Here is a 26,998-nt window from a genome sequence, read left to right as displayed (position 1 = left end):
TTCGCGCCGGTGTCGACACCATGACCTTCGCCGTTCCGCGAGCGAGGAGTGCGCCATGGAAACCGACCTGACCCGCCGCCAGATCCTGCGCGGCACCGCGGCGGGCGTGGGCCTCGCCGTCACGTCCGGGCTCGCGGCGGCGCCGGCGGCGGGCGCCGCGCCACTGCTGGGGGAGTACGACGTGGTGGTGGTCGGCTCCGGCGCGGCCGGGATGACCGCGGCGCTGACGGCGGCGAAGCGCGGGCTGAGTGTCGTCGTGCTCGAGAAGGCGCCTACTTTCGGCGGCTCGGCGGCCCGCTCCGGCGCGGGCATCTGGATCCCGAACAACCCGGTGCTGCTCGCCGCCGGTGTGCCGGACACGCCGGCGAAGGCCGCGCAGTACCTCGCCGCGGTGGTCGGCTCGGACGTCCCGGCCGCGCGCCAGGAAGCCTTCCTGCGCAACGGTCCCGCGATGATCGCGTCCGTCATGGCGAACAGCCCGCTGCGGTTCCGCTGGATGGAGGGTTACAGCGACTACTACCCCGAGCTCCCGGGTGGCCTGCCGAACGGGAGGTCCATCGAGCCGGACCAGTTCGACGGGAACCTGCTCGGCGCCGAACTGGCGAACCTCAACCCGGCCTACCTCGCGACACCACCTGGGCTCGTCGTGTTCAGCGCCGACTACAAGTGGCTGAACCTGGCCGCGGTGAACGCCAAGGGCGCCGCCGTCGCCGCCGCGTGCCTCGCCCGCGGCACGGCCGCCGCGCTGGCCGGGCAGAAACCGCTCACCATGGGCCAGGCGCTCGCCGCCGGGCTGCGGGCCGGCCTGCTCGCGGCGAACGTGCCGGTGTGGCTGAACACCCCGCTCGTCGACCTGAACGTCGAAAACGGCGCGGTCACCGGGGTTCTGGTGCCGAACGGGCTGGTGCGGGCCCGGCGCGGCGTCATCGTCGGCTCGGGTGGCTTCGAGCACAACGCCGCGATGCGCGCGCAGTACCAGCGGCAGCCGATCGGCACCGCCTGGACGGTCGGGGCCAAGGAGAACACCGGCGACGGCCACCGCGCCGGCCAGCGCGCGGGCGCGGCGCTCGACCTGATGGACGACGCCTGGTGGGGCCCGGCGATCCCGACCCCGGGCGACCCGTACTTCTGCCTGGCCGAGCGCACCCTGCCCGGCGGCCTGATCGTGAACCAGGCCGGGCAGCGGTTCGTCAACGAGGCCGCGCCCTACAGCGACGTCGTGCACACGATGTACGACAAGAACCCGACCGCGCCGGACATCCCCGCGTGGCTGGTCGTCGACCAGAGTTACCGGAACAAGTACCTGTTCCGCGACATCCTGCCGCTGCTGCCGTTCCCGGACGCCTGGTACAGCGCGGGTGCGGTCTTCAAGGCGTCGAGCATCCAGGACCTCGGCGCGAAGATCGGCGTGCCGCCCGCCGCGCTCAAGTCCACAGTGGATCGATTCAACGGGTTCGCGTGGGCCGGTGTCGACCGCGACTTCCGCCGCGGCGCGAGCGCGTACGACCACTACTACACGGATCCGCTGGTGCTGCCCAACTCCTGCCTCGCGCCGCTGTGGGCGCCGCCGTTCTACGCGCTCAAGCTCGTCCCCGGCGACCTCGGCACGAAGGGCGGCATGCGCACGGACGCCCGGGCGCGCGTGCTCCGCCCGGACGGCTCGGTGATCCCCGGCCTGTACGCGGCCGGCAACGCGAGCGCGGCGGTGATGGGGCACAGTTACGCCGGCGCGGGTTCGACCATCGGCCCGGCGATGACGTTCGGCTACATCGCCGCGAACGACGTCTAGAACTCCTTTTCCACCAACGGAAGCACTTCGGTGCCGAGCAGCTCGATGGCCCGCATGACGTCCTTGTGCGGCACCCCCGACCAGTCCATCTGCAGGGCGTACCGGTCCGCGCCGGTGAGCTTGCCGACGGTGATCAGCCGCTCGGCGATCTCCTGCGGGCTGCCGACGAACAGCGCCTGCGCGCCCTGGGTGTACTGGTCGTACTCCGCGCGGGTCGGGACCGCCCAGCCGCGGGCCTTCGCGCCGTACTTCATCGTCTCGAGCCAGTACGGGTAGAACTTCTCCTTGGCGTCCTGGGAGTTCTCGGCGAGGAACCCGATCGCGCTCATGGTGACGTGCAGGTCTTCTTTGGTGTGCTCACCCGCTTCGCCGGCCTGGCGGTAGAGGTCGACCAGCGGGGCGAAGCGCTCAGGACGGCCGCCGATCACGGCGTACACCACCGGCAGGCCCAGCAGCCCGGCGCGGATCGACGACTCGGGGTTGCCGCCGGTGCCGATCGAGATGCGCAGCCGCCGGCCGTACGGGCGGGGCAGGATCCGCGCGTTCTCCAGCGGCGGGCGGAACTTGCCGGACCACGTCAGCGGGTCCTCGCGGTCGATGCGCAGCAGCAGCGCGAGCTTCTCCTCGAACAGCTCGTCGTAGTCGCCGAGGTCGTTGCCGAACAGCGGGAACGACTCGGTGAACGACCCGCGCCCGGCGAGCAGCTCGGCGCGGCCGTGGCTGAGCTGGTCGAGCGTGGTGAACTGCTGGTAGACGCGGACGGGGTCCTCGGTGCTCAGCACGGTCACGGCGGAGCTCAGCGTGATCTGGCTGGTGACGCTCGCCGCCGCGGCCAGCACCGTGCCCGGGTTGGAGATCGCGTACTGGTCGAGGTGGTGCTCACCGAGGCCGTAGAAGCCGAGGCCCAGCTCGTCGGCGAGCTTGATCCGCTCGAGGGTGTTTTCCAGCGTCGTGGCGACGCTGGGCTGCTCGCCGGTGCGCGGGTCCGGCGCGCGGTCGCCGAAGCTGTAGATGCCGAGTTTCATAGAGCGTTCAACTATCTGGGAGGGTGATTCGTTCCCGCGGCCCACCGGAGGATCTCCCGGGCCGCCCGGATCGGCGCCTCCCGGGGCAGGAAGTGCCCGACGTCGTCGAAGACCACCCGCTCGTACTCCGCGGCGAACAGGTGGTCCTTCCCGGCGCTGGTCGACGGCAGGTTGTCGGTGTCGTTCGCGCCGTGGAGCACCAGCGTCGGCACCCGGACGCGGGGCGTTTTCGCGAGCTCACGCTCCAGCTCGGCGTAGGCCGGGTCGCCGTCCTCCTCACCCCAGCGGTGGAGGTAGGCGGAGACGGTGATCGGCGGCCAGTCGTTGTTGTCCCAGCTCGCCGCCGCTCGCTCGAAGTCCGCTTCGGCGAACTTCCAGCCCGGTGACCAGGTTGTCCACAGGTAGCGGCAGAACGCCCGCCGATCGTCGCGCATCGCGTCCTGCCCGCGTTTTGTGGCGACGAACCACTCGTACCAGTACGCGTGGGCGAGCGCGTAGTCCAGCGGGGTGTCCGGGCCGCTCGCGCCGAGGCCGGCCGACATCGCGACGAGGCGCGACACCCGCTCGGGGAACATCGCCCCGACGACGTACCCGGCCCGCGCGCCCCAGTCGTGCCCCGCGACGACGACGTCCCGCAGGTCGAGGGCGTCGAGGAAGTCCCGCAGGTCCTGGCCGAGCGCTCCGGACTGGCCGCTGCGCGGTTTGCCCGGCGCGCGGAAGGTCGTCGGGCTGAAGCCGCGCAGGTACGGGCGGAACACCCGGAAGCCGGCTTCGGTCAGCTCCGGGACCACCTCGTCCCAGCAGTGCACGTCGTCCGGCCAGCCGTGCACGGCGACCAGCGGCCGGCCGTCCGGCGGCCCGTCCACCTCGTAGCCGATCTCCAGGTCCGGGGTCCGCACGAACTCCGTCATGGCGTGCTCCGTTCGCCGAACCGGGCCTGGATGGCCTCGAGATTCTTCTCCGAAAGCTGCAACGCGGCGGCGCGGAGGCTGAGCCCGTCGAGCGTGGCGCGCTCGAACATGCCGGTCACGAGTTCGCGCATCCGCGTCCGGACCTTGCCGAAGGCCTCGTCGGCATCCGCGCCGACGTCACCGAAGAGCGTCCACCACCACCAGGAGTTGGTCGCCGAGTTGGCCACGAAGTCCGGCACCACCCGGATGCCGCGGGCGGCCAGCAGCTCTTCGGCGTCCGCGGTGACGGGCATGTTCGCGGCCTCGACGATGAGCTTCGCGCCGATCTTGGCCTGGTTGTCGGCGTCGACGCAGTAGGAGATCGCCGCCGGGACCAGCACCTCGGCTTCGACGTCTAGCCACGCTTCGGGCGGGAGGAGGCTGTCACCGGGCTTCAGGTGGTCGCGATCGATGCCGCCGAAGCGGTCACGGTGTTCCAGGAGGTTCTCGACGTCGAGGCCGGCCGGGTTGGTCACGACACCGCGGACGTCCGAGACACCGACGACCCGCAGCCCGGCTTCGGCGAGGAACCGGGCGGTCGCGCCGCCCATCGAGCCGAACCCCTGGACGACGGCCCGGCTGGTTCGGGGAATCCCCAGCATTTCGAGAGCCGTGAGGGTGGCCTGCGCAACGCCGAGGCCGCCGACCAGCTCGTCGAGCCCCAGCCCGCCGACCTCGATCCGGAACGCGTCGGCGAGGCGCTCGGTTGATTCTTCGCGGTCTTCGAGCAGCGGGTAGACGGCTTGGATCGAGCTGAGCAGGCCGATCTCCGTCAGCACGCCGTTGATGACGTCCTGGCGCAGGCCGAGGTCCTCGCCCATGGTCCAGTAGCGCTCGATCAACGGCCGCATGGCGTGCAGGTAACGCGCGACGACGTCGCGGGCGCGGTTGTCGTACGGGTCGAAGTCGATGCCGCCCTTGGCTCCGCCGAGCGGGACGTAGCGGCCGTCCGGGTCGTAGTTGAGGCCCTCCTTGAGCGTCATGCCCCTGGCCAGGCCCCGGACTTCGAAGAGCGTGCAGCCGCGGCGCATCCGCAGGCCGCCGCTGGCGACCCCGCGGACCAGCCGGTCGATCACCAGGTAACCGCGGCACCCGGTGACCGGGTCGGTCCACGCCACCTCGAGCAGTGCGGGTTCGGTCATGGCGCCTCCCGGCCGATCTCGTTCGCCAGCGCCTGCTCGACCCACCGCGCACAGTCGGCGGCGGTGACCGTGCCCTCGCGGGCGACGATCTGCACCGCGAGCCCGTCGAGCAGCGCGGTCAGCCGCCAGGCGGCGCCGTGCGGATCCGCGCACCGGAACTCGCCGGTGCCGATGCCTTCGATGATCAGCGCGACCACGGCGTCCCGCCACCGCAGGTCCAGCCGCTGCAGCACGGCCCGCAACTCGGTGTCCCGCAAGGCTGCCGCGCCTGCTTCGAGCCACAGTTGCCAGCCGTTGGCGGGATTGGTCGGGCCGTAGAGCGCCAGCACGGCACGCAGGCGGGCGCCGACCGGGCCGTCGCGCTCGAGTTCGTCGCGCAGGGTCGCGAGGTTCTTCTCCGCGGCCTGGCGGAACGCCTCGATGATGAGCGCTTCGAGGGTCCCGAAGTGGTAGAAGATCAAGGCGGTGCTGACGTGCCGGGCCTTGGCCACGTCGGCGGCCCGCACCCCGGCGATGCCCCGGGCCCGGACCTGCTCGAGCGCGGCGAGCACGATCTCCTCCCGCCGCACCGCAACCGCCTTCCGTGCCATGCGGCACACCGTACCGAGGCCGTCCACCGCACGGCTTCCGCTGACGAGCGCTCGGGGGCCGGGGCGGGTTCGAAGTGGCTTGCGGATTGCCGGTGGACCGAGGGCTGCGGTGGGCGAGCGCGAAGGTGGGCTTGGTGTGCATTCGGCAGTGGCTGGGTTGTTGTGGCTGGTTGGTGGTGGAAGCGGAGAGCCGGGGAAGCCGGGCGCAGCGGGTTGCCGACGGGCCTTGGCAGCTTCTCGGCAACCCGGTTTCAGGCTTTCCACGGTGGATCGCGGCTCAGGTGCCGGAGCGGTGTCGAGGCCGCGTTGTCGTTGCGGCCGTGGGCGGGGTGCGAAGGGCGGGCGGGGCGGTTTGAAAAGTGGTTGCCAGTGAGCCGAGGGGGTTTCGTTCGCGGCCGCGGTTGGGCGGACGCGAAGGTGGGCTTGGCGTGGTGCGATGCCGGCGTGGCTGGTTGGTGGAGGCGAGTGCGGTGGTCGTACCGCTGTGGCGGGATGGTTGAGCGAGCGCGGTGGTCATCCCACCATGACGGGATTGTCGAGCGAGCGCGGTGGTCATGCTGTTGTGGCGGGATTGTTGAGCGATCGCATCGTCGCGAGCAGTGGCGGAAGCGGGGCGCAGAGTTGCCGGCGCGGCTCGCCGGCAACCTGGCCTTGGGGCGTCCACGGTGGATGGCGGTTCAGGTGCCGGAGCGGTGTCGAGGCCGCGTCGTCGTTGCGGCCGGGGCCCGGCGTGCGGTCGGAAGCGGCGTGGTTGCTCGGTGGCGGCAGTGGAGCGCCGTGGAAACCCCGCGCAGCGAGTTGCCGAGGAACCCTCGCGGGCTCCTCGGCAACCGACTGCCTCAGGCCGTCCACAGTGGATTGCGGCCCAGGTAGCGGAGCAGCGTCGACACTGCGTCGTCGTCGGCCGGGCCTTCCAGTGCGGCCGCGTAGGCGAAGCCGCGCAGGGGTTCGGCCAGTTCCTTGGCCACCGGCAGCAGCGCCGAGGCCAGTTCCGGGGTCAGCGGGGAAGGGCGGCCCGATGCCTTCGCGATGTCCCAGGCGTGCACCGCCGCGTCGAGGGCTGCCGCGCCTACCGCCACCGGGGCCGGGAGGGCGCCCTGCGGCAAGGGTGTCGGGACCTCGGTCGCCGTGGGGGACACCGTTGCGAAGGCCGCGACCGCAGCCGCGAGCGTGGGCTCCAGGAAGTCGCCGGCCGGGCTGTTGAGCTCGCCTGAGGGGGAGAACGGGTCGAAGTCGGGGCCGCCCGAGCCCGTGATGAATGCTGCGTAGCCCAGCTGGTCGCCCGCTGCGTGCTGGAGAACCTGCGTGACGTTCCAGGCGTCGCACGGGGTCGGGGCCGTCCAGTCGGCGACGCCCGCGACCGCCGCGCGCAGGGCCTGGTGGGCCTGCGCGAGGATCGGCCACGGCGTCAAGCTCGCGAAGAACCCGCGGATGTCGGCCACCAGGATCTCCGGGGCCTCGTGTGCCGCGTAGTGGCCCGCCGCGTCGCGCGGGCCGCCGTTGCCGGTGGTGGCGTCGTACGCGTTCCAGCTGACGATGTTCGCGTGGTCGCGCTCGGCGAAGCGGCGGATCGACTGGAAGTCGCCCTTGAACATCGCCAGGGCGGTCGGGACCGTGGTCGGCTCCGTGGGGTGCGACGGCGTGTGCGCGTCCTCGTAGTAGAAGCGGATCGACGAACCCGCCGTGCCGGTCAGCCAGTACAGCGCCACGTTCGCCAGCACGAAGTCGGCGTCCAGGTGCTCGCCGAACAGCTGCGCGTTCCACGCCAGCAGGCCCAGCGGCGAGTCGGCGAGGGCGAACGCCAGCGTGTGCGGCTGCTGGCTGTGCAGCTGGTTGAAGGAGAACATGTTCTCGTAGAACCACTGCAGGTGCGCGAGCGCGGCCTGGTCGGCCTCGCTCAGGTCCGCCATCTCGGCCGGGTCGCCGGAGGGGAACGAGAACAGCTGCGTGACGTGCACGCCGACGACCTTCTCCGGCGCCAGCCGGCCGATCTCGGGCGAGATCATCGACCCCGCGTCGTTGCCGACCGCGCCGTACGACTCGTAGCCCAGCCGGCTCATCAGCTCGGCCCACGCGGCCGCGGTGCGGTACTTGTCCCAGCCCGCCGCCTTCGTCGGGCCCGAGAAGCCGAACCCCGGCAGGGACGGAATCACCAGGTGGAACGCCGGCGCGTCGGGCGACTCCGGCTCGGTCAGCGGGCCGATCACGTCGAGGTACTCCGCGACCGACCCCGGCCAGCCGTGCGTCAGCACCAGCGGCGTCGCGTCCGCCCGGGACGACCGGACGTGCAGGAAGTGGATGGTCTCGCCGTCGATCTCGGTCAGGAACTGCGGGTGCGCGTTCAGCCGGGCTTCGAAGGCCCGCCAGTCGAACTTCTCCAGCCAGTACGCGGCCAGCTCGCGGATCCGCTCGTTCGTCACGCCGTACTCGGCGGGCAGGTCGTCCGGCCAGAGCGCCCGGCGGAGGCGGCCGTCCAGGTCGTCGAGGGCGGACTGCGAGATCTCGGCGCGGAACGGGCGAAGGGCGGGGACCGGCATGGTGTGCTCCTCAGACTGGAACGGAATGCTTCGTTCCGAACTGTACCAGAGCGGAACGATCCGTTCCAGTGCTAATCTCCAGGGCATGCCCGAGACAGCCCTGCCCGGCCGCCGCGGCCAGGCCGCCCGCAACGACGTCGTCATCCTCGATGCCGCCCGCCAGGTCTTCCTCGTCGACCCGAAGGCGCCGATCTCGCACGTCGCCGAGCGCGCCGGGGTCGGCATCAGCGCGCTCTACCGGCGGTACCCGAGCAAGGAGTTCCTGCTCTGCCGGCTCTGCCACGACGGCCTGCGCAGGTACATCGCCGAAGCCGAGACCGCCGCCGAGGAGCCGGACCCCTGGACGGCGCTGACCGCGTTCCTGCGCCGGGTCGTCGACGCCGACGTGCACTCGCTGACCGTCCACCTGGCCGGCACGTTCACCCCGACGGCCGAGATGGGCGACGACGCCCGGCACGCCGGTGAGCTGTCGGCGCGCCTCTTCGAGCGGGCGCGCGAAACCGGGCGCCTGCGTGCCGACGCCGTCACCGAAGACCTCGGCATGATCCTCGAGTGCTGTGCGGCGATCCGCGTCGACGATCCGGAGCGCACCGCGCAGCTGCGGCGCCGCTACCTCGCGCTGCTCGTCGAAGGCCTGGCCGCGGGAAAAGGTGAAGAACTGCCGGGGCCGCCGCCGCGCCCGGGTGAGATGAACGGCCGCTGGCGTCCGTCCTGACGGCGGGTGCGCGACACCGCCGGATGGCGGTAACGAATTCCGGGAGTGCGACGACTGATCAACGTCGGCTGTCCACGAAGACGACGGAAACATCTGTCAGAGCGGCATTCCCCGGACGGAACAGCGAGATCACGACTATGCAACGAAGCTGGCGACGGACCACGATCCTGTCCTCGGTGGCCGCACTGGCCACGGCGTTCATCGTTATGGCGCCCGCCGCGGAAGCGGCCCCGCCCCCCAGTTCTGTCGAAGTCAGCACCACCACGGTGCTGCCCGGGCAGACATTCACGGTCACGGAAACCCTTTACAACGAACTCGATTTCGCGGTGGAAGGCGGGAAAGCCGCGATCTCCGCGAGACCGACGCCACTCACCGACCTGTCCGACCTGGTGACCTGCGTCGACACCACCGCGGACTGCTACACCTACGACGGCAGCTACCGCGCGCCGGTCGGCAACGTCGAGCCGGGCGGGACCAGGACCGTCACGTTCACCTTGCAGGTCAAGGAAACCGCCGCGCCGGGGCAGTTCACGCTGCGCCACCAGTTCGTCGGTGACAACTACGCCTTCGAGAGCACCGACGGCCCGGTGATCACCATCGGCCAGTCGACGACCGCCGCCGACGTCAAGGTCGCGCTCGGCGCCACCGGCCACGGCGGACTGAACGCGCGCTTCGACTACACGCTCACCGTGACGAACAACGGCCCGTCCGCGGCCGGCGGGATCCGTGTCGTGGCAACGTATCCGGCGGGCCTGTCGTTCGGCAGCGCCACCGGCTGCACCCGCGTGGGCACCACCCGGACGCTGAACTGTGACGTCGCCTCGCTCGCGAGCGGTGCTTCGGCCACGGCCAAGTTCTCCCTCAACGGCGGCCTGCTCGCCATCGGCTCGTACACCACTTCGGTGAAGCGGACGGCGAGCGCGCCCACGGATCCCACCAGCGCCAACGACAGCGCGTCGAAGACGTGCTCGGCGTTCACCGGGCTCATCGTGTCCTGCTGAAGGCCGCGATAGGTGAACCGGGCTCGTGTCCTCCGCCAGGGACACGGGCCCGGTCCGCGTTTCAGCCGTTGGCCGACGCGTAGAGCTTCGCGATGTCGTCGTCGAAGTACGCGCTGTAAGAGACGTCCGGGGTGTCGCCGCCGAGCTGGTAACCGCCGATGACCCCGATGACCGCGCCGCCGTCCACCCACGGGCCGCCGCTGGTGCCGTCGGGGAAGCCGGGGCAGGCCACGCGCAGCTGGTAGGTGTCGGACCGCGTCGTGTCCCCCTCGCAGACCACCGGGGAATCGGTGGTGTCGGGGTAGCCCGTGAGGGTGATCCGGTGCGTGAATCCGCGATCGGTGCCGAGCACGTTCGCGCCGGTGAGGCTTTCCAGCGACGCCGGGTTTCCGGGCTGCTGAACGGTCAGGAACGCAAAATCCAGATCGGGGTCGGCCGAGGCGGTCCAGCCGTCCGCGACGGCGACATCGGTGACCGTCCACATTCCGTACGGCGCGACGCCGTCGTGATATCCCGGCGCAAACGCCATCCCGTCCTTGACGCAGTGCGCGGCGGTCAGGACGAGATCACCGGTTCCGGAATGGACCACGCTCGCCGTGCAGAAATGGCTCCCGTTCGCGAACAACGCGCCGACCGGGGCAGCGGTTTTCGCCGGGGCAGCGGTTTCTGCCGGGGAAAAGGTTTTCCCGGGAGAAGCGGAGGCCGGCGTTCCCGCGGCGTAGGCGTCGTCGGTCGCGGTGTGCGTGCCGGCGACCAGGCCGGTCACCACGACCAGCCCGGCCGCCGCGGTCGCGAGCGCGGGCCGGAGGAACTTCACCACCTCAGATCACCACAGTCCGGCCCGGTCGGCAGCTCGGCGAGGGAGATCCACAGCGACCTCACAGCGGTGGCCCGCAAGCGCGGAGTCCGGCCGCCGGCCGCCGGATGTCGTTAGCCTCGCAGGCAGGTCGAGCACGGTCAGGTCGCCGGACGGGACGGTTGTCGGGTTCGAGACGGCGGGGGACGGCCCGCCGATGGTGCTGGTCCACGGCACCGGCGCCGACCACACCCGCTGGACGGCGGTCCGCGAGCAGCTGGCCCGCCGGTACCGCCTGTACCTCGTCGACCGCCGCGGCCGGGGCCTGAGCCGGGACGAAGCGGGCGCCTACGACATCCGGCGTGAGGGTGCGGACATCGCCGCCGTCGCCGAGGCCGCCGGAGGCGACGTCTACCTCATCGCGCACTCCTACGGCGCTTTGTGCGCGCTGGAGGCCGTCCTGGCCACCGGCGCGGTCAGCCGGCTGCTGGCGTACGAGCCGCCGCGACCGAAGCCGGGGGAGTTCGTCGTCGGACCGGACGCGCGCCGGCGCATGGCGGCCGCCTCCGAGCCCGAAGAGATCCTGGAAATCTTCCTGCGGGAAGCGCTCAGGCTCACCGCGGTGGACGTCGAGGCGATGCGGCGCACCCCGGTCTGGCCGGCCCGCGTGGCGGCGGCCCCGACGATCCCGCGGGAGCTGGCGGTGGTCGAGGCGATGGTGTTCGGCGAACGGCTGGGCGAGATCTCGATCCCGGTCCGGCTGCTCGCCGGCACGGAGAGCCCGGCCTACCTGCGGCTCGCCGCCGAAGCGGTGGCGGAGCGCATTCCGGGCGCCGGCGTCGTGCCGCTGCACGGGCAGGCGCACCAGGCGATGGACTTCGATCCGGACCAGTTCGTGAAAGCCGTCTTCGACTTCAGCCGGGGGTGACGCCGCGGCGGTGCACCCAGGCCGCGACCTCGGTCCGGTTCGCCAGGCCGAGCTTGGCCAGCACACTCCGGACGTGGCTTTCGACCGTGCGCTCGGACAGCACCAGCCGCCGGGCGATCTGCCGGTTGCTCAGGGCTTCGGCGACCAGCTCCGCGACCTCGCGCTCGCGGCCGGTCAGCGGGTCGCCCGCGTGCCGGGCGCGCTCGAGCAACGCCGTCGCGTCGCGCAGCCAGCCGGGCATCCCGAGCCGCCGGGCTTCGTCGGCGGCCTGCCGGGCCAGGGTCTCCGCGCGCGGCAGCGCACCGAGGGTGACGAGCTCGGCCGCCAGCCGGACCCGGTTGTGGACGACGTAGGGCCGGGCGCCGAGCCGCGCGTCCCACCCGATCGCGTCCTCGAAGAGCGGCACGGCCTCGTCGTGGCGGCCGAGGAGCGCGGCGAGCCGGGCGGACGAACTGGCGGAGCAGTCACCACAGAACGTGCCCGCGCCGCCGGAGCCGAACGGCGGTTCGCCGGCCAGCTGTTTCGCCAGCCAGTCCGCGGTCTCGAGGTCCTGGAACTCCTCCAGCAGCGGCACCAGGTTCGGCCCGATCCCGGGTGAGTGCCCGATGAACTCGGCGTCGCGCAGCCGCGGGCGCAGGGCGTCGTACCCCGCCTGCGCCTCGTCGCGCCGGCCGGCGACCAGCGCGGTGAGCGGGCGGGAGACGATCGTGATCGGCAACGGCGGCGCGATCGCCAGCAGCTCTTCGTAACCCTCGGGCAGCTCGGCCGGGTCGCCGACGACGAGCGCCAGCTGGAGTGCGAACGCGAACGACATACCGGCCGCGGAGCGGTCCTCGGCCAGCTCCGCCACCGCGACCTCGCCCGCGAGCCGGTTCAGCTCGCGGGCCTCGGCGAAGCCGCCCCGATAGGCACAGACGGACGCCCGCAGCCGCAGCTCGTGCCAGCGGATCAGCGGCAGCCGGGTGGTCGCCGCGAGCGCGGAGATCGCCGCCAGCTCGGCGTCGACGACGGGGATCGTGCCGACCTCGAACGCCGCGTCCACCCGCCACTTGTGGCCCCACAGCGCCACCAGCGGGCGTCCCGTGCCGCCGAGGGACACCGCGAGCGCGCCGAGCCGCAGCCGTTCGGCCAGGGGCAGCTCCCTCGGGCGGATCTTCAGCCGCGCGCGGACGGCGTCGATCCGTGCCTCCGGGTCCCCGGCGAGCTCGGCGAGCGCCAGTGCCTCGTCGGCGGTCTTGGCCGCTTCCCCGGTCTTCCCGTGGTCGGCGGCGACCGCGGCCGCCTGGGCGAGCAGCTTCGCGCGTATCGCCGGGTCCGCGTCCGGGCCGGCCGCGGCCAGCGCGGTCGCGGTGAGCTCGGCCATCCCGGCCAGCAGGTCGGGCGCGGCGACGTCCCGGACGACCAGCGCCGCGGCGACGACCAGGGCCGGGTCGTCCGTCAGCCCGGCGGCCTCGCGCGCGTGCTCGAAGCTGCGGGCGAACCGGCCCGCGCGGTACTCCGCGGTCGCGAGCTCGACGAGCAGGGCGGCCATGCCGTCCCGGGCGCCACTGCGGCGACGGCAGTCGAGGGCCAGCGCCAGGAACCGCGCGGCTTCGGTGAAGGCGAGCGAGCGGGTGGCGTCCCGCGCCGCCGCCCCGGCCCAGTCCGCGGCGCGGGTGAGGGCGTCCGGGGTGGCCGCCGACCGCAGCCAGTGCCCCGCCACCACGCCGGCGAGGGCCGGATCGGGGCGTTGCTCCAGGGCCGCCGCCGTCCGGGCGTGCAGGTCTTCGCGGACGCCCTGGTCGAGGTCGGCGTAGATCCCGTCGCGCACGACGGCGTGGGCGAACCGCCGGGACCCGGCGACGGCGGGCAGCAGCACCCCGGCCCGCACCGCGCGGTCGAGTGCCACGACGACGTCGGCCGCGGGCTGCCCGGCCACTTCGGCGACGACGTGCGCGTCGACCTCCTCGCCGACGACCGACGCGATCGCCAGCAGCTCGCGGGCTTTCGGGTCGAGCCCGGAGACCGTGGTGCGGACGAGGTGATGCAGCTCGGCCTCGCCGCCGCCGGTCGCCGAGGAGCGGGCGACCGCCTTGAGGTAGAGCGGGTTCCCGCCCGAGCGCCGCAGCGCGTCCCGGACGTCGACGCCGGTCCGGCCGACCTCGGCGAGGTAGGCGCGGACGTCGGGCTCGGTGAGCGGGGTCAGCCGCAGGCTTTCCGTGGCCGGCCGTCCCATCAGGTCGGGCAGCGCCTCGAACAGCGCGCCCGCCGAGCCGGTGTCCCGGTAGGTCGCGAGCACGGCCAGCCGCGACCGGCGGATCTCGCCCGCGAGGTGCCGCAGCAGCCGCAGCGACGCTTCATCGGCCCAGTGGACGTCCTCGAGGACAACCACCAGACCGGCCGGCTCGGCCGCGGCGACCAGGGCGTCGGCGGCCACCGCGACGAACCGGAACCGGGCCGCGACCAGGTCCGCGCCGTTGTTGTCGTCAAGCTCGGCCAGCGCGCGGGAGACCTCGGCGCCGGCCTCCGGCAGCGCCCGGAGCACCCGCCGCCATGGCCACAGCGCCGGGGCGCCCGGGTCGTCGACACACCGGCCCCAGACGGCCGTGCGGTCGGTGACCGTCTCGACCAGGCGGGTCTTGCCGATCCCCGCCGGGCCGCCGACGAGCACCAGCGCGCCGGTGCCCCCGGCCGCCGCCGCGAGCCACGCGCGCAGGTCGGCCGCGGCACCGGCCCGCCCGACGAACGGCTCGCTGCGCGTCATCCGAGCAGTATCCCTCCCGTGTCCGGTTTCAGTGTTGTTCTCCGTACTGGCACTGATGCCCGCGGCGCGGCTCCGGCCGAGAGTCGTCCTGGTACGACGACCAGTGAAGGAGCACGACATGCACGCCACCGTCCACCAGTTCCGGGTCCCGCTCGGGCCCCTGGACGCCGACCCGGCCGCCGATCTGGCCGGGGACGCGCTCGGCACCTGCACCCTCTCCCAGGTCGGCGGCCTGGCCGGCGCCGTGGTCGCCTTCTGGCCCGACGCCGCCACCGCGGGTGAAGCCGCGGCCCGCCGGCCCGCCGGGACCCGGTGGCTCGACACCGGCGTCTACCGGGTTGCCGAGGTGCACCCGGGCGACCCCGCGGCCGCGTTCGCCCAGGTCACCTGGTTCGACGGCCCCCGCGGCGCCGACCAGTCGGCCGCCGAGCTGCGTGCGGGCCGCGAACGGATCGAGCCCGCCGTCCGTGACCTCGACGGCGTCGGGACGACCTACGTCCTGATCGCCGAGGACCGGGCGCTCGTCGTGGTCAGCCTCGCCACGTCGATCGAGACGATCGAAGCGATGCAGGCCGCGATCATGCGCACCGACCTGCTACCGGACGAGGACGCCGCGCTGCTGCCCGGCCCGGACCGCGTCGACCTGCACCGCGTGCTGCACGCGACCCTGCCGGCGAAGGCGGGTGCGCGATGAGCCCGCACACCGCGCCCGCGCTGCGCGCCGGGACCTGGACCGTCCGAAGTGGACGGACGACGGCGGCGTTCGAGGTCCGCAACTTCGGCTTCAACCGCGTGGGCGGCACCATCCCGGTCCGCTCGGGCGCCGTCGAAGTGACCGGCGGCGAGGTGACCGCGGTCCGGGCGGAGCTCGACCTCGGCGCGCTCGACACGCAGAACCCCAAGCGTGACGCCGACCTGAGGAAGCCGAACCTCCTCGACAGCGGTGCCCGCCCGGACATGACGTTCACCTCGACCGGCGTCCGGCGGCTCGGTGACGGCTGGGAAGTGACCGGCGAGCTGACGCTGCGCGGGACGTCGTGCCCGCTGACGCTGACCGTCGAACGGGACGGCGAAGGCGTTCGCGCGACCGGGACGCTGGACCGCGCCCCGCTCGGCATGCGCGTGCCGCGGGTGATGGTCGGCCGGTACGTCGGGATCGTCGTCGACGCGGAGCTCGAGCCGCCTAGGTGAGGTCCTTCGGCAACAGGGTGGTCGCCGCGTCGGGGGCGGCGACCGCCTTGGGCCGCCGGTCGCGGAACAGCCAGCCGCCGATGATGCCGCCGGCGAAGCCGAACATGTGGCCCTGCCAGCTGACGCCCTCTTCGGTCGGCAGCAGGGAGGCGAACTGGTAGGCGAAGCAGAGGGCCATCACCAGCCCGATCACGATGTCGATCAGGTGCCGGTCGAACAGCCCGCGCACGATGATGTAGCCGAAGTAGCCGAAGACCAGGCCGCTGGCGCCGACCGTGACCGAGTTCGACGGCGAGATGAACCAGACGCCGAGACCGCTGGCGACGATGATCAGCACGCTCACGCCGAGCCACTTCTTCACCCCGCGGTAGGCGGCGAGGAAGCCGAACACGAACAACGGCCCCGAGTTGCCTTCGATGTGGGCCCAGCTCTGGTGCATGAACGGCGCGCTGAAGATTTCCGGCAGCGACGCCGGGTCGCGTGCCTCGATGCCGAACTCCCGGCTCAGGTCGTACCCGGTGGGCGCGTTGACCAGCTGGACCACCCACAGCACGGCCAGCAGGCCCACCATCACCCACAGGGCCTTCTTGGCCTCGGCGATCATGGCTTCGGCCTCGTTGCGGGCCGGGCCTTCGCTCATCGTGCTCACTTCGTCCACCCCCGGATCGGCTGGCCCCGAGGATAACCGGCCCGGGGCCGCGCGCGTGGTGTTCCGGACCGAGCCGTGACCTGGCCGGGGTGAAGTCCGGACCGCACCCCGGCCGGTCCTCTGTGGACTACACCGGACGCAGCCGCCAGAGTGACGTGACCTCGGCGGCCCGGGCCCGGTGCAGCGGATCGGCCGGATCGAGCGCGCGGGGGTGCCGCGGCGCCGTCTCGACCCGGCCGGCGACCGCCAGACCCGCCGCCGCGACCCAGCCGAGAAGCTCGGCGCGGGTCCGCAGCCCCAGGTGCTCGGCCAGATCCGACAGCACCAGCCAGGCCTCGCCGTCCGGGGTCAGGTGCCTTCGCGCCCGGTCGAGGAAGCCGCGCAGCATGCGGCTGCCCGGGTCGTACACCGCGTGGTCGAGCGGGGTGCGCGGGCGGCCCGGCAGCCACGGCGGGTTGGTCACCACCAGATCCGCCCGGCCCGGCGGGAACAGGTCCGTCCGCACGACTTCGGTGCGCGCCCCGAACCCGAGCCGGGCCAGGTTCTCGGTGGCGCACACGACGGCGCGGGGATCGGCGTCCGTCGCCACCACCCGGCCGACCCCGCGGTGGGCGAGCACGGCGGCGAGCACCCCGGTGCCGGTGCCGATGTCGAACGCCCGCGCGCAAGCGGGCAACGGCGTTTCCGCGACCAGGTCGACGTATTCCTGCCGCACCGGCGCAAAAACGCCGTAATGCGGATGGATTCGCGCGCCGAGGGCGGGGACCACGATGCCTTTCCGCCGCCATTCGGCGGCACCGAGCACCCCGAGCAGCTCCCGCAACGGCACCGCCGCAGGGACTTCGAGCGGGCCGTAGACCGCGGTGCACGCGACCCGGACGTCCGGCGCCCGGCGCAGCGGAATGACGTGTCCCGGGTCCAGCGGCACGTACAGCTGGGAAAGCAGCCGCGCCCGGCGCGCGCGGTTCTCCCGGTAGCGGGGGAAGTCGTCCGGGGGCGGCGCCGGGATCCGCCGGGACATCGCGTCCAGGAGCTGCCGCGCGGCCGGGTAGCCGCCGCGCCAGAGGAGTGCGGCGCCGGCGGCGAGGGCCGCGTCGGCGGACAGGCGGTCGTCGGCGAAGACCGCTCGCCGGGACGGCGGGGAAAAGAGCCGGCGATCAGGTTCGCCGGGCAGGACGAGGTGAGCCACGAAGAAGGGTTCCGTTCTTGCTGCGGGCACGCTGAAGAACCCGCGAAAGGAGGCGGGTGGTGCGGGATGACCGGAGCGGAACTAGCTCAGGACAGCAGCATGAACGGGTGTCGTCACCCTCCGACCATAGCGCCGGAACCGGTGCCATGGCGTACAAAGGACGAAGAGGTGATGCCGGATGACGCCCTCGGCGGTGCGGCACGAAAAGCGGCGCCGCTGGGCGGTCGTCGCCGTCGTGACCGCGGTGCTGGTTTCCGTGCCGTCCGTCGTCGCCGCGCTGGCCCCCGCGGGAGAGCCGGCCGACCCGGCCCGGTTGCGCGCCCTCGTGCTGGGTTCCGCCGGACGGCCGTACCAGGGATATGCCGAAAGCTCCGGCTCGCTGGCCCTGCCGGAGCTGCCGAACCTCGCCGCCGCCACCGCGCTCTTCTCCGGGCGGACGCCGATGCGCGCGTGGTACGCCGCGCCCGACCGCTACCGCGTCGACATCCTCGGCACCGCCGGTGAGCACGACGTCTACCGGCTGCCCGACGGCGAATACACCTGGGACTACGGCGACAACACGCTGACCAGGCTGATCGGGGAGCCGGCCGTCCGGCTCCCGCGCGCCGGGGACCTGCTGCCGCCCGAGCTGGCGCGGCGGGTCCTCCAGGCGGCGAAGGACGACCCGGTGACCACGCTGCCCGGGCGGAACGTCGCCGGCGTCGCCGCGTCCGGGCTGCGGCTCGTCCCGGCCGATCCGGACACGACGATCGGGCAGGTGGACGTCTGGGCCGATCCGGCGTCCGGGCTGCCGGTGCGGGTCGAGGTGACCGCACGCGGCCAGCAGGCCCCGATCCTGGTGACCGAGTTCCAGCAGCTCGAACAGACGACGCCGGTCGTCGAGGCCCCGCGGCCGGTGCTCGGCTCCGGCTTCACCGTGGCGAGCGCCCCGGACGTCTCGGACACCCTCGGCGCGTTCAGCCAGGTGCCCCTGCCCGCGTCGCTGCGCGGGCGGCCGGTGGCGTCGTCGAACTTCGGCGGGATCGCGGGCGCCGCGCTCTACGGCGCCGGGCTCGCGTCGTTCGTGGTGGTCGCGGTGCCGCGGAACGTGGCGATCGCGGCGAGCGACGCCGCCGGGAAGGCGGGCGGCACGCAGGTCAAGCTGCCCGTCGGGACCCTGGTGCAGCTGTCGATCACGCCGTTGTCCCTCGCGATCGTCCGCTCGACCGTCTCGCGCCGGTCGTACCTCCTGGCCGGCACGGTGACGGCCGACGTGCTGAAGTCGGCCGCGGACGAGCTGTCCCGGCTGCGCCGGAGCGGCCGATGATCGTCACGCGTGCGTTGACCAAGCGGTACGGCGCCACCGTCGCCGTCGACTCGGTCGACCTGGAAGTCCGCGAAGGTGACCGCTACGGCTTCCTCGGCCCGAACGGCTCGGGCAAGACCACGCTGGTCCGGATGCTGCTCGGCCTCGTTTACGCCACCAGCGGGGAGATCGAGGTGCTCGGGCGGCCGGTGCCGAAGCGGGTCGCCGAGGTGCTGCCGCAGGTCGGCGCGCTCGTCGAAGGCCCGGCTGCGTACCCGCACCTGTCCGGGCGGCGGAACCTGACGCTGCTCGACGCCGCCGGGCGCGGCGGCACCCGGCGGACCCGGCGCAAGCGCATCGAAGAGGTGCTGGAGCAGGTCGGCCTCGGCGGCGTCGACCAGCGGCCGGTGAAGGCGTACTCGCTCGGCATGCGGCAGCGGCTCGGGCTGGCCGGCGCGCTGCTGCGGCACCCGCGGCTGCTGATCCTCGACGAGCCGACGAACGGGCTCGACCCGCAGGGCATCAAGGAGATCCGCGAGCTGCTGGTCGAGCTGAACGCGGGCGGCACCACGGTGTTCCTGTCCAGCCACCTGCTGGCCGAGGTGGAGCAGCTGTGCACCCGCGTCGGCGTGGTCGACCGCGGCCGGCTCGTGCTGGAGGAGGACCTCGGCACCCTGCGCGCGGCGACCGGCCGGATCCTGGTCGGCACGCCGGACCCGGCCGCGGCGGCCGCGGTCCTCGACGGGCAGCTCGAGTCCCGCGACGGCGACCGCCTGGTGATCCGGCACGGCGACCCGGCGGCGCTGAACGCGCTGCTCGTCGAAGCCGGCGTGCGCGTGACGTCGATCCACGCCGAGCAGCGGACGCTGGAACAGGTCGTCCTCGACGTGACGGGTCCGGGCTCGGACCGGTTCGGCGCGGCCGGATGATCGGCGTCGAGCTGCGGAAGCTCGTGCTGCGCCCGCGGGTGTGGTTCAGCGTGCTGCTGCTGTGCCTGCTGCCCGCGATCGTCGGCGTCTTCCTGGCGACGGCCGACTTCGCGCCCCCGCCCGGGCAGGGTGGGGCGTTCCTGTCGGCGGTGGTGAACGACGGCGCGCTGTTCCCGGCCGCGGCGCTCGCGCTGGTGCTGCCGCTCTTCCTGCCGATCGCGGTCGCGGTCACCGCGGGCGACTCGATCGCGGGTGAGGCGTCCACCGGGACACTGCGCTACCTGCTGGTGCGCCCGGTCGGCCGGACCCGGTTGCTGGGCGCGAAGATGGTGGCGCTGGCGGTGTACGTGACCGCGGCGATCGTGATCGTCGTGCTGACGTCGCTGGTGCTCGGCGTGATCCTGTTCGGCACCGGCGGGACGCCCGGTGTCGCCGGGCCGGGCGGGCAGCCGACCGGGGTGACGTCGCTGTCCGGGCAGTCGCTCAGCTCGTCCGGGCTCGGCCTGCGGCTGCTGGGCGCGGTGACCTACGTCGTGGTGTCGATGCTCGGGTTCGCGGCGATCACGGTGTTCCTGTCCACGGTGACCGACTCGGCGCTGGGCGCCGCACTCGGCGGGCTCGCCGTGCTGATCACGAGCTCGGTGCTGGAGACCCTGGACGCGGCCGCGTCGGTGAAGCCCTACCTGCCGACGCACTACTGGCTGTCCTGGATCGACTTCTTCCGGGATCCCGTGCTGTGGCGCAACATCGACCACGGGCTGCTGCTTCAGGCCGGGTACATCGTGGTGTTCTTCGGGGCCGCGTGGGCGAACTTCGCGACGAAGGACATCACGAGCTGAGGCAGTCCGCCGGCGCTTCGAGCGGGCCGGTGCCGAGGGCCTGGAGGACGAACTCGGTGACGGCGGGGTCGGTGGGCAGGTCGCCGTGCCCGGCCAGGTTGCCGGGGCAGACCTGCTGCAGGGCGACGTTGACCGCGCCGTCGAGCCTCGCCGAGTCGGGCGGGGTGACCGTCTCGTCCCGTTCGGTCCAGACCGACAGCCACGGCAGGGTGGACGGGATCGGCTCGCGGTCGAGTTCCTGCAGCAACGCGCTGCCCGGGGCCAGCTGGATGCACGCGGCGGGACACGCACCCGGGACGAGCGCGCCACCGGCGGTGGCGAGGCCGGTGCCGTGCATCGGCGCGCCGAGCGTGACGACCCGGCGAGCCTGGTGCTCACCGCCTTCGCGGCTGACCCACAGCCGCGCCACCACACCGCCCGCCGAGTACCCGATGACGTCGACCGAAGGCGCTCCGCCCGCGTAGGCGCGTTCGACGGCGTCGGCGAGGACGGCGGCCTGTTCCACGAGGTCACCGGTGCCGTCGCCGGCCAGGGTGAGCACCTCGGTGGTGCGACCGGTGGACTGCCGGATCTTCGCGGCGAGCGTGTTGAGCGCGCCTTGGCCACCGCCGTAACCGGGGACGAGCAGCACCGGACCCGGCCGGTTCTGGTCGGGGGTGCCGGCCCGCGGCGCGGCGCTGGTGCCGGAGGTCGCGACGACGGTCGCGGCGACCACGACCACCGCGGCGACGGCGACACCGCCCATCAGGAGGCGCCGTCGAGGGCTGATGCCGCGCCACCAGGCCGTGATCCGCACTTCCCCATCATGACCGCGGTGGCGCAAGGACGCCGTGTGCTCAGCGGCGGAGTTCGCCGCGCAGTGGGTAAACACCGCTGCCGAGGTGGTGACGGCGGACCGTAACGCCCGACGGTGGCCGGGAGACTCTGGTGGGCACACGCTTCGCCCCGCCGGAGTACTGAGGAGGGCTTGTGCCGCCATCAGGGACTCCCGTGCGTTCACACCCGAAGCGCACCGTCGCTGTCCTCGTGCTGGTGGTCGCGGTGGTGGCCGGCGGGCTGGCCGTCTGGCTGAGCAGGGACACCCCTGGCCCTTCGGCAGACGTGGCCACCGGCTCGTTCCGCGACCTCGGCAGCGGCGTGAGCGTCTCGGACGGCGCGCCATCGTCGATCAGGGCCACTCCCGACGGCAAGGTGGCGAAGCCGTCGTTCACGGGGATCGAACCGGTGAACGGCGTTGTCCACCTCACGCCGGATGGTGATCTGCCGGCGCCGGTCACTCTCCGGTTCGCGCTGAACCGCCAGGTCGAGGGCGCGGACGTGATTGTCGCGGTCAACCGGACCGGGGTCGCCGAAGGCTGGGAGCTCGTCGCACCCACCAAGGTGGAGGACGGATTCGCCTACGTCACGACCGACCACCTGTCGTGGTGGGACCCGCTGGTCCGCAGTTTCACCAACCTGGTGGACGCGGCCAAGGCCGAGCTGAAGAAGAGTTTCGACACCTTGACCGGTGATGCCTTCGCCGAGGCGGAGAAACCGAAGTGCGCAGGCGAAAGGGACGCCCGCACCCAGGGGTACTCCATCGGTTCGAAGGGCAGCGATCCGCTCTACTGGTGCCTCGGCCTCGAGGGCGGAAAACCGATCGTGAGGATCGTGGACAAGCGGCGCTACCCGGTCTTCGTGAACCACGCCGGCCTCACCGTCGCCGAGCGACCGAAGGAGAGGTTTCTCCTGGAGTGGGTGGCCCAACAGTCCTTTAGCGACCAGCGCACCGTCCTGATGCCGTTCGACCAGGCCGCGCTGAGCTTCCCGCTCGGCAAAGGCCGGAGCATCAGCTTCACGACCGAGTACGACGGCTTCGCCGAGTCCCTGTACCAGCTCGAGTTCGGTCTGACGTCGTTGATCAACATCCTCACGCGGTTCGGTGCCGGCGGCGGCACGATCAGCAACGGCGCCCTCAAGATCGGTGAGTACGACCGGGTCGTCGAGAAGGTGGCGAAGGCTCTGGGTGTCAAGGAGTGCGCCACGGCCGTCGACCAGCGCACGCCGGACGTCGGCGCCATCCTGAAAGGCTGCTTCAGCCCGGCGGCCCTGGCGGACATCTTCGGGTGGCAGGGTGTGCTCCTGGGCGCGGTGATGGTCGCCGGCCCGGCCGCCGAATTCTTCCGGAGCCAGTTCGAGACTCTTCGAGATCTGCTCGGAGGTCGTGACCAGGAGACCGTGACGGTCGGCTACAACCCCAGAACCAGCGTCCCGGATCCACATGTCGTCCGGTTCGACGGGATCGGCCCGCTGAACATCGGCCTGACCGCAAAGGACCTTCGCGGGCGCGGATACACCGACCAGGGCAATGCCTACGACCAGAGCGCCCCGTCGTGCGTGCGGTACGCCAAAGATGGTCAGGCTCTGAGTCTCAGCGTCGAGGCCAGGACGGGCCGGGTCCTCGCGGTGCGCAATTTCGGCGGTGACCAAGCCTTGCGGACCCAGATCGGCGGGATCAGGGTGGGCTCGACCTTGGCCGAGCTGCGGAAAGCGTTCACCGGCTACAGCATCGACGAACAACTCGACCTCGACTTCGGGCAAGGCTCCAACGGCGTCGTTGTCAGCTCCGCCCAGGGCGCCATCGGGTTCGGCCTGGAAGACGGCTCTCCCGGCGACTACGCCGCGGGCCGGGCGAAGGTCACTTACCTCGCCGGTGTCGGCTCGCCGGGACATGCGCCGACCAACCGGGAGGACGGCTGCTGAGCGCGCCCTGGTCGGTCCAGGTCCCTCGCTTCGGGCCTTCGCTCGGCTTGCGGACCGTCGGGCGTCAGGTAGGTGCCGGTCCGGTGGCCGGAAACGCCTTGCGACGTCTTTCGGTCGAGTCATCGGCAACGGTGCAGCGTGTTCGACGGGCAGCGTCCGACCACGACCCGGAACTCAGAGACCGGCCCAGCCGGTGGTGACCGTGGTGCCGTCCGCCGCCGTCACCCGGACGCGCGTGGTGCCCCGCGGCAGACCCGCGGCGGTGAACCAGCCGTCGTCGTCGATCGGCCGGGTGTGCCGTTCGCCCGCCACCTCGATCACCGCGTTCCCGGTCGCGCCGGTGACCAGGCCGCGCAGGACGACGCGGCCGTCCGCGTACTCCACCTGCAGCTCCACCGACACCCGCGGCGACTCGAACGACAGCAGGCGGACGTCGTCACCCTCGGCGCGGACCGCGCCCGCCGCGGCCAGGGCGGAGTCGAAGGCGAGGTCGGCGAGCTCGGCGTCGAGGTCGCGGGTGGCGAGCGCCGCGCGGGCCTGGCGCAGCACGAGGTCCGGCACCGGGTCGGCTTGGGCGGCGGCCGCGCGCAGCTCGTCGAGCAGCTCTTCGTCGTTCACGCGCCGTCCTCCGTTCCGAGCCCGGCGAGGCCGGCCCGCTCGCGCAGCCGGCCCAGGCAGCGCTGCCGGGTCGGGCCGATGCTGCCGACCGGCATGTCGAGCGCGGCCGACACCTCCGCGTACGACGGCGGGGGAGTGGCCATCAGCACCCGCAGCCGCTGCCGGCACTGCTCGGACAGCGTCGCCAGCGCACGCCACAACGTCGCGTTGCGTTCCTCGAGCAGCAGGGCCGCGTCGACCCCTGAACCCGGCGCGGGCTCGGCCTGCCACGGCTCCTCGTCGGTCGGGCGCTCCCGGTCACCACGGCGGATCTGGCGGAGGCACTCGTGCCGCGCGGTGGTGGCCAGCCACCCGGGCAGCCGGTCCGGGTCCTTGATCCGGCCGAGGTTTTCGACCAGCTTCAGCCACGTCGTCTGCACGACGTCGGCGGCGTCGGCGTCGGAGAGCCGGTGGGCGCGGGCGATCGACCAGAGCAGGCTCGCGAACCGGTCGACGAGCGTGTCCCACGCCGCCTGGTCCCCGTTCGCGGCCGATTCGAGCAGTGCCGTGGTGTCCACATCACCTCCGGTTGACCCGCTCAGCCTAACCAAGAGCGGCCCTTCGGACCTGTACGCCATCGGGGGACTCCTTCGCCGTTTTCCCCCATTCCGCCGATCCTCGAAACGGCCGGGAAATACACCCGATCGCGCTGAACCGGCTCGCGCCGGCCGCCGTGTCCCGAGTTGGGAGTGTGGAGACCGAAAAACGGGGTGAGCCGATCATGCGGATGCGGATTACTGCGCTCGTCGTACCGTTGCTGGTGCTGGAACTGTCCGCCTGCGGGCAGCCGGCGGTCATCGTCCGAACGGGCACGGCGATGCCCGTGCCGGCGCTCACCGGGGAACCGGGGTGTGCGTCGTTTCTGGGGGACACCCCGGTGGTGCCGGAGAGAGTGATCGTGAAGCTTTAGCGGATCTTGCGGGCGTAGTGCTTCGCCCTTGGGCGAAGACGACGGCGGCGAGCACGATCGCGGCGCCCAGCAGCTGCCACGCCGTCAGCCGCTGGCCGAGCGCGAGCCAGCCGAGCAGCGTCGCGACGACCGGGCTCAGCAGCCCGAGGAACGTCACCTGCGTCGCGGACAGCGCGCGGATCCCGCGGAACCACAACGTGTACGAGAGCGCGGCGCCGATCAGCGCGAGGTAGCCGTAACCCGCCAGGTTCGCGCCGGACAGCGTTGCGGGCGGCGGGCCTTCGACGGCGAGCGCGACCGGCACGAGCACCAGCCCGCCGGCGACGAGCTGCCAGCCGGTGGTCGCCAGCAGCGGCGCGGGGGACGTCCAGCGCTTGCTCAGCACCACACCGGTGGCCATCACGACCGCGCCGCCGGCCGCGGCGGCGACCCCGAGCGCGTCGAGTCGCGCGTCCGCCTGCAGGACCAGGAGGCTGACACCGGCCACGCCCGCGACACCGGCGAGCAGGGTGCGCGGCCTCAGGCGTTCGCCGAGCAAGCCGGTGGACAGGCCCGCGACGAGCAGCGGCTGCAGCGCGCCGAGGGTCGCGGCGACGCCGCCGGGCAGCCGGTAGGCGGCGACGAACAGCAGCGCGAGGAAGGCGCCGATGTTCAGCGTGCCCAGCACGAGCGAGCGCCACCACCAGTCGCCCTTCGGCAGGCGCCGGGTGAGCGCGACGAGCAGCAGTCCGGCGGGCAAGGCGCGGATCACCGCGGCGAGCAGCGGGCGGTCGGGCGGCAGGAACTCGGTCGTGACGAGGTAGGTGGTGCCCCAGATCGCCGGAGCGAGGGCGGTGAGCATCTTGTTTAGCACTAAGACAGATTACCTCAGCGCTAAGGTAAAAGGCCAATGCTCACTTAGCGCTAAGCAATCGGCTACGCTGGGCCGATGGCCGACCACCTGGACCGGGTCCTGGCGCAGTGGCACGCCGAGCGTCCCGACCTCGACGTCTCGCCGATGGCGGTGATCGGCCGGCTGTCCCGGCTGAGCGCGCTGGTCGATGCGGAGCTGCGCCGCACGTTCGCCCGGCACGGCCTGGACCGCGCGACCTTCGACGTCCTCGCGACCCTGCGCCGCAGCGGCCCGCCCTACCGGCTGACCCCGACCGAGCTGATGCGCTCGTCGATGGTGACGTCGGGCGCGATCACCCAGCGCCTCGACAAGATGGAGGCCCGCGGCCTGGTCGAGCGCACGCCGAACGAGGCGGACGGGCGCGGGGTGCGCGTGGCGCTGACCGACGCGGGCGGCGAGCTGATCGACCGGGCGCTGCCGGACCACGTCGAGACCGAGCACCGCATCCTGGCCGCGCTGGCCGGCGAGGAGCGCGACGAACTGGCCGCGACGCTACGGCGACTGCTGGAGAGCCTGGGCGGCGCGGGTTCCTAGCTTGGAGCCCGGGCTCAGGAGATCCGGCGGACCGGTTCGCCGTCCAGCAGGTAGTCGAGGTCGATCCGGCCGCCCGCGGCCGCGAGGACCGCGTCGATCGCCAGGTCGACGTCCAGTTTCCGGTGGTGCTGGTCGGCGTACGCGCGCATCAGGTTGCCGATGTGGCGCTCCGGGTTGCGCCACGTCGGCCAGCGCAGGGACGCCTGGTGCGCCAGCTTCGTGAAGTCGGTCTGGCGCGCCGTCACCTCCAGCAGCCACTCCAGGTAGACGCGCATCCCGTGCACCGCGGTGTGGCCCGGCGTCGCCACCGGGCCGTGGCCGGGCACCAGCGTGCGCGGGCGGAACGTGTCCTGGAGCCAGTCGAGCGCCTCGAGCCAGCCGGGAACCGAGCCGTGCACCGCCATCGGCGTGCTGCCGACGAACACCAGGTCGCCGGTGAACAGCGTGCCCGAGCGCGGCTCGTACACGACGAGGTCACCCGCCGTGTGCGCGACGCCGGGCACCGCGACGACGTCGGCGGCCGCGCCGCCGAGGTCGAGCCGCCGCCAGCCGGTCACCGGGCGGACCGCGTCCGGCTCCGGCGGCTCGAGCACGCCCCACCGCGTGTAGGTGAAGACGTTGCCGTAGGTCTGCGGTCCGGCCTTGACCGCTTCGACGCTGCCCGGGGCGGCGAGCGCCGTCCCGCCTTCACGCAGCGCGACGCCGAGCCCGTTGTGCCGCTCGCCGTGCGCGTGCGTGATGACGACCGTGAGCTCCTGGTCACCCGCGTACTTGCGGACGTCGCGCAGCAGCTCCAGCGTCGCCTGCTCCGTCCCGCAGGTGTCGATCAGCACGACCCCGTCGGTGCCCTGGATCCAGCCGCTGTTCGCGACGAACCAGTCGGCCGGGCTCTTCACATACGCCACGACTCCCGGCCGCGCGTGCCGGAGCGGGACGATGTTCGATGTGACGGCCGGCATGACTTT

Annotated in this window: 25 protein-coding genes; 11 read left to right on the top strand and 14 right to left on the bottom strand. The window is 72.7% G+C overall.

Annotation, left to right across the window (positions count from 1 at the left end; translation table 11 throughout):
• Positions 1-55 precede the first annotated feature (55 nt).
• A complete protein-coding gene (gene kstD, locus ACIA5G_RS42735; RefSeq protein ID WP_395934128.1) occupies positions 56-1,789 on the top strand; it encodes a 3-oxosteroid 1-dehydrogenase in 1,734 nt (577 codons plus the stop codon).
• Here kstD and ACIA5G_RS42730 read toward each other — a convergent pair.
• From ACIA5G_RS42730 to ACIA5G_RS42710, 5 genes are all read right to left on the bottom strand, one after another.
• Positions 1,786-2,814 carry an LLM class flavin-dependent oxidoreductase gene (locus ACIA5G_RS42730; RefSeq protein WP_395934126.1) on the bottom strand — a complete coding sequence of 343 codons (1,029 nt, stop codon included), beginning with the start codon at positions 2,812-2,814 and terminating at the stop codon, positions 1,786-1,788. The two genes, kstD and ACIA5G_RS42730, sit on opposite strands and share 4 nt — an antisense overlap.
• 11 nt (positions 2,815-2,825) lie before the next feature.
• Complete coding sequence (locus ACIA5G_RS42725) at positions 2,826-3,725, bottom strand: alpha/beta fold hydrolase (RefSeq protein WP_395934125.1); 900 nt, start codon at positions 3,723-3,725, stop codon at positions 2,826-2,828.
• Entirely contained in the window at positions 3,722-4,906 is a 1,185-nt protein-coding gene (locus tag ACIA5G_RS42720; RefSeq protein WP_395934124.1) for a Glu/Leu/Phe/Val dehydrogenase dimerization domain-containing protein, read from the bottom strand. The genes ACIA5G_RS42725 and ACIA5G_RS42720 overlap by 4 nt, the downstream gene beginning before the upstream one ends.
• Entirely contained in the window at positions 4,903-5,496 is a 594-nt protein-coding gene (locus ACIA5G_RS42715; RefSeq protein ID WP_395934123.1) for a TetR/AcrR family transcriptional regulator, read from the bottom strand. Before ACIA5G_RS42715 ends, ACIA5G_RS42720 begins: the two co-directional genes overlap by 4 nt.
• An 839-nt stretch (positions 5,497-6,335) precedes the next feature.
• Positions 6,336-8,033, bottom strand: a complete 1,698-nt coding sequence (locus tag ACIA5G_RS42710; protein WP_395934122.1) for a TIGR03086 family metal-binding protein — start codon at positions 8,031-8,033, stop codon at positions 6,336-6,338.
• An 85-nt stretch (positions 8,034-8,118) separates the two neighbouring features.
• Between ACIA5G_RS42710 and ACIA5G_RS42705 the strand changes: the two genes are divergently transcribed.
• Entirely contained in the window at positions 8,119-8,748 is a 630-nt protein-coding gene (locus ACIA5G_RS42705) for a TetR/AcrR family transcriptional regulator (RefSeq protein WP_395934121.1), read from the top strand.
• A gap of 176 nt (positions 8,749-8,924) precedes the next feature.
• Entirely contained in the window at positions 8,925-9,749 is an 825-nt protein-coding gene (locus tag ACIA5G_RS42700; protein ID WP_395934119.1) for a hypothetical protein, read from the top strand.
• Positions 9,750-9,810: 61 nt separating this feature from the next.
• Here ACIA5G_RS42700 and ACIA5G_RS42695 read toward each other — a convergent pair whose 3' ends face one another.
• A complete protein-coding gene (locus tag ACIA5G_RS42695; RefSeq protein WP_395934117.1) occupies positions 9,811-10,569 on the bottom strand; it encodes a trypsin-like serine peptidase in 759 nt (252 codons plus the stop codon).
• Positions 10,570-10,762: 193 nt separating this feature from the next.
• Here ACIA5G_RS42695 and ACIA5G_RS42690 point away from each other — a divergent pair, with 193 nt between their 5' ends.
• The gene (locus tag ACIA5G_RS42690) at positions 10,763-11,473 is read left to right on the top strand and encodes an alpha/beta fold hydrolase (RefSeq protein ID WP_395934115.1); all 711 of its coding nucleotides are present in this window, start codon (positions 10,763-10,765) and stop codon (positions 11,471-11,473) included.
• On the opposite strand, the gene ACIA5G_RS42685 is transcribed toward ACIA5G_RS42690, so the two are convergent.
• Positions 11,460-14,216 (bottom strand): ATP-binding protein, encoded by a 2,757-nt coding sequence (locus ACIA5G_RS42685; protein ID WP_395934113.1) that lies wholly within the window; start codon positions 14,214-14,216, stop codon positions 11,460-11,462. The two genes, ACIA5G_RS42690 and ACIA5G_RS42685, sit on opposite strands and share 14 nt — an antisense overlap.
• 118 nt (positions 14,217-14,334) lie before the next feature.
• Between ACIA5G_RS42685 and ACIA5G_RS42680 the strand changes: the two genes are divergently transcribed.
• A complete protein-coding gene (locus tag ACIA5G_RS42680) occupies positions 14,335-14,910 on the top strand; it encodes a hypothetical protein (RefSeq protein WP_395934111.1) in 576 nt (191 codons plus the stop codon).
• On the top strand, positions 14,907-15,407 hold the full coding sequence (locus tag ACIA5G_RS42675; RefSeq protein ID WP_395934109.1) for a YceI family protein: 501 nt from the start codon (positions 14,907-14,909) through the stop codon (positions 15,405-15,407). Before ACIA5G_RS42680 ends, ACIA5G_RS42675 begins: the two co-directional genes overlap by 4 nt.
• On the opposite strand, the gene ACIA5G_RS42670 is transcribed toward ACIA5G_RS42675, so the two are convergent.
• The gene (locus tag ACIA5G_RS42670) at positions 15,400-16,047 is read right to left on the bottom strand and encodes a rhomboid family intramembrane serine protease (protein WP_395934432.1); all 648 of its coding nucleotides are present in this window, start codon (positions 16,045-16,047) and stop codon (positions 15,400-15,402) included. The two genes, ACIA5G_RS42675 and ACIA5G_RS42670, sit on opposite strands and share 8 nt — an antisense overlap.
• Before the next feature lie 136 nt (positions 16,048-16,183).
• Positions 16,184-17,245 (bottom strand): methyltransferase, encoded by a 1,062-nt coding sequence (locus ACIA5G_RS42665; RefSeq protein WP_395934107.1) that lies wholly within the window; start codon positions 17,243-17,245, stop codon positions 16,184-16,186.
• Positions 17,246-17,423: 178 nt separating this feature from the next.
• Between ACIA5G_RS42665 and ACIA5G_RS42660 the strand changes: the two genes are divergently transcribed.
• The 3 genes from ACIA5G_RS42660 to ACIA5G_RS42650 are packed head-to-tail and all read left to right on the top strand — an operon-like array spanning position 17,424 to position 20,298.
• Positions 17,424-18,551, top strand: coding sequence for a hypothetical protein (locus ACIA5G_RS42660; RefSeq protein ID WP_395934105.1), 1,128 nt, complete (start codon positions 17,424-17,426; stop codon positions 18,549-18,551).
• Positions 18,548-19,459: an ABC transporter ATP-binding protein gene (locus ACIA5G_RS42655; RefSeq protein ID WP_395934103.1), complete on the top strand. Its 912-nt coding sequence runs from the start codon at positions 18,548-18,550 to the stop codon at positions 19,457-19,459. Before ACIA5G_RS42660 ends, ACIA5G_RS42655 begins: the two co-directional genes overlap by 4 nt.
• Positions 19,456-20,298, top strand: a complete 843-nt coding sequence (locus ACIA5G_RS42650) for an ABC transporter permease (RefSeq protein WP_395934101.1) — start codon at positions 19,456-19,458, stop codon at positions 20,296-20,298. Before ACIA5G_RS42655 ends, ACIA5G_RS42650 begins: the two co-directional genes overlap by 4 nt.
• On the opposite strand, the gene ACIA5G_RS42645 is transcribed toward ACIA5G_RS42650, so the two are convergent.
• Complete coding sequence (locus ACIA5G_RS42645) at positions 20,288-21,094, bottom strand: esterase/lipase family protein (protein WP_395934099.1); 807 nt, start codon at positions 21,092-21,094, stop codon at positions 20,288-20,290. The two genes, ACIA5G_RS42650 and ACIA5G_RS42645, sit on opposite strands and share 11 nt — an antisense overlap.
• A 194-nt stretch (positions 21,095-21,288) precedes the next feature.
• Here ACIA5G_RS42645 and ACIA5G_RS42640 point away from each other — a divergent pair, with 194 nt between their 5' ends.
• Positions 21,289-23,040, top strand: coding sequence for a hypothetical protein (locus ACIA5G_RS42640; RefSeq protein WP_395934096.1), 1,752 nt, complete (start codon positions 21,289-21,291; stop codon positions 23,038-23,040).
• 174 nt (positions 23,041-23,214) lie between these two features.
• On the opposite strand, the gene ACIA5G_RS42635 is transcribed toward ACIA5G_RS42640, so the two are convergent.
• The 3 genes from ACIA5G_RS42635 to ACIA5G_RS42625 form a co-directional block, all read right to left on the bottom strand.
• Positions 23,215-23,658: a hypothetical protein gene (locus ACIA5G_RS42635; RefSeq protein ID WP_395934094.1), complete on the bottom strand. Its 444-nt coding sequence runs from the start codon at positions 23,656-23,658 to the stop codon at positions 23,215-23,217.
• The gene (locus ACIA5G_RS42630) at positions 23,655-24,215 is read right to left on the bottom strand and encodes an RNA polymerase sigma factor (RefSeq protein ID WP_395934092.1); all 561 of its coding nucleotides are present in this window, start codon (positions 24,213-24,215) and stop codon (positions 23,655-23,657) included. The genes ACIA5G_RS42635 and ACIA5G_RS42630 overlap by 4 nt, the downstream gene beginning before the upstream one ends.
• 315 nt (positions 24,216-24,530) lie before the next feature.
• Entirely contained in the window at positions 24,531-25,448 is a 918-nt protein-coding gene (locus ACIA5G_RS42625) for an EamA family transporter (protein WP_395934430.1), read from the bottom strand.
• 87 nt (positions 25,449-25,535) lie between these two features.
• Here ACIA5G_RS42625 and ACIA5G_RS42620 point away from each other — a divergent pair, with 87 nt between their 5' ends.
• Positions 25,536-26,033, top strand: coding sequence for a MarR family winged helix-turn-helix transcriptional regulator (locus ACIA5G_RS42620; RefSeq protein WP_395934090.1), 498 nt, complete (start codon positions 25,536-25,538; stop codon positions 26,031-26,033).
• A 14-nt stretch (positions 26,034-26,047) separates the two neighbouring features.
• Here ACIA5G_RS42620 and ACIA5G_RS42615 read toward each other — a convergent pair whose 3' ends face one another.
• Entirely contained in the window at positions 26,048-26,992 is a 945-nt protein-coding gene (locus ACIA5G_RS42615; RefSeq protein ID WP_395934089.1) for an MBL fold metallo-hydrolase, read from the bottom strand.
• Positions 26,993-26,998: the final 6 nt, after the last annotated feature.

Source organism: Amycolatopsis sp. NPDC051758, assembly GCF_044453095.1.
Taxonomy (GTDB): Bacteria; Actinomycetota; Actinomycetes; order Mycobacteriales; family Pseudonocardiaceae; genus Amycolatopsis.
Note: the sequence above shows the minus strand (reverse complement) of the source record. Positions and strands in the feature narration are given on the sequence as shown.

Coding starts and splice junctions, on each gene's coding strand:
- ACIA5G_RS42650 (WP_395934101.1), top strand. CDS start 19,456: ATGATCGGCGTCGAGCTGCGGAAGCTCGTGCTGCGCCCGCGGGTGTGG.
- ACIA5G_RS42620 (WP_395934090.1), top strand. CDS start 25,536: ATGGCCGACCACCTGGACCGGGTCCTGGCGCAGTGGCACGCCGAGCGT.
- ACIA5G_RS42660 (WP_395934105.1), top strand. CDS start 17,424: ATGACGCCCTCGGCGGTGCGGCACGAAAAGCGGCGCCGCTGGGCGGTC.
- ACIA5G_RS42725 (WP_395934125.1), bottom strand. CDS start 3,725: ATGACGGAGTTCGTGCGGACCCCGGACCTGGAGATCGGCTACGAGGTG.
- ACIA5G_RS42705 (WP_395934121.1), top strand. CDS start 8,119: ATGCCCGAGACAGCCCTGCCCGGCCGCCGCGGCCAGGCCGCCCGCAAC.
- ACIA5G_RS42685 (WP_395934113.1), bottom strand. CDS start 14,216: ATGACGCGCAGCGAGCCGTTCGTCGGGCGGGCCGGTGCCGCGGCCGAC.
- ACIA5G_RS42655 (WP_395934103.1), top strand. CDS start 18,548: ATGATCGTCACGCGTGCGTTGACCAAGCGGTACGGCGCCACCGTCGCC.
- ACIA5G_RS42675 (WP_395934109.1), top strand. CDS start 14,907: ATGAGCCCGCACACCGCGCCCGCGCTGCGCGCCGGGACCTGGACCGTC.
- ACIA5G_RS42720 (WP_395934124.1), bottom strand. CDS start 4,906: ATGACCGAACCCGCACTGCTCGAGGTGGCGTGGACCGACCCGGTCACC.
- ACIA5G_RS42680 (WP_395934111.1), top strand. CDS start 14,335: ATGCACGCCACCGTCCACCAGTTCCGGGTCCCGCTCGGGCCCCTGGAC.
- ACIA5G_RS42730 (WP_395934126.1), bottom strand. CDS start 2,814: ATGAAACTCGGCATCTACAGCTTCGGCGACCGCGCGCCGGACCCGCGC.
- kstD (WP_395934128.1), top strand. CDS start 56: ATGGAAACCGACCTGACCCGCCGCCAGATCCTGCGCGGCACCGCGGCG.
- ACIA5G_RS42670 (WP_395934432.1), bottom strand. CDS start 16,047: ATGAGCGAAGGCCCGGCCCGCAACGAGGCCGAAGCCATGATCGCCGAG.
- ACIA5G_RS42710 (WP_395934122.1), bottom strand. CDS start 8,033: ATGCCGGTCCCCGCCCTTCGCCCGTTCCGCGCCGAGATCTCGCAGTCC.
- ACIA5G_RS42625 (WP_395934430.1), bottom strand. CDS start 25,448: ATGCTCACCGCCCTCGCTCCGGCGATCTGGGGCACCACCTACCTCGTC.
- ACIA5G_RS42615 (WP_395934089.1), bottom strand. CDS start 26,992: ATGCCGGCCGTCACATCGAACATCGTCCCGCTCCGGCACGCGCGGCCG.
- ACIA5G_RS42715 (WP_395934123.1), bottom strand. CDS start 5,496: ATGGCACGGAAGGCGGTTGCGGTGCGGCGGGAGGAGATCGTGCTCGCC.
- ACIA5G_RS42690 (WP_395934115.1), top strand. CDS start 10,763: ATGGTGCTGGTCCACGGCACCGGCGCCGACCACACCCGCTGGACGGCG.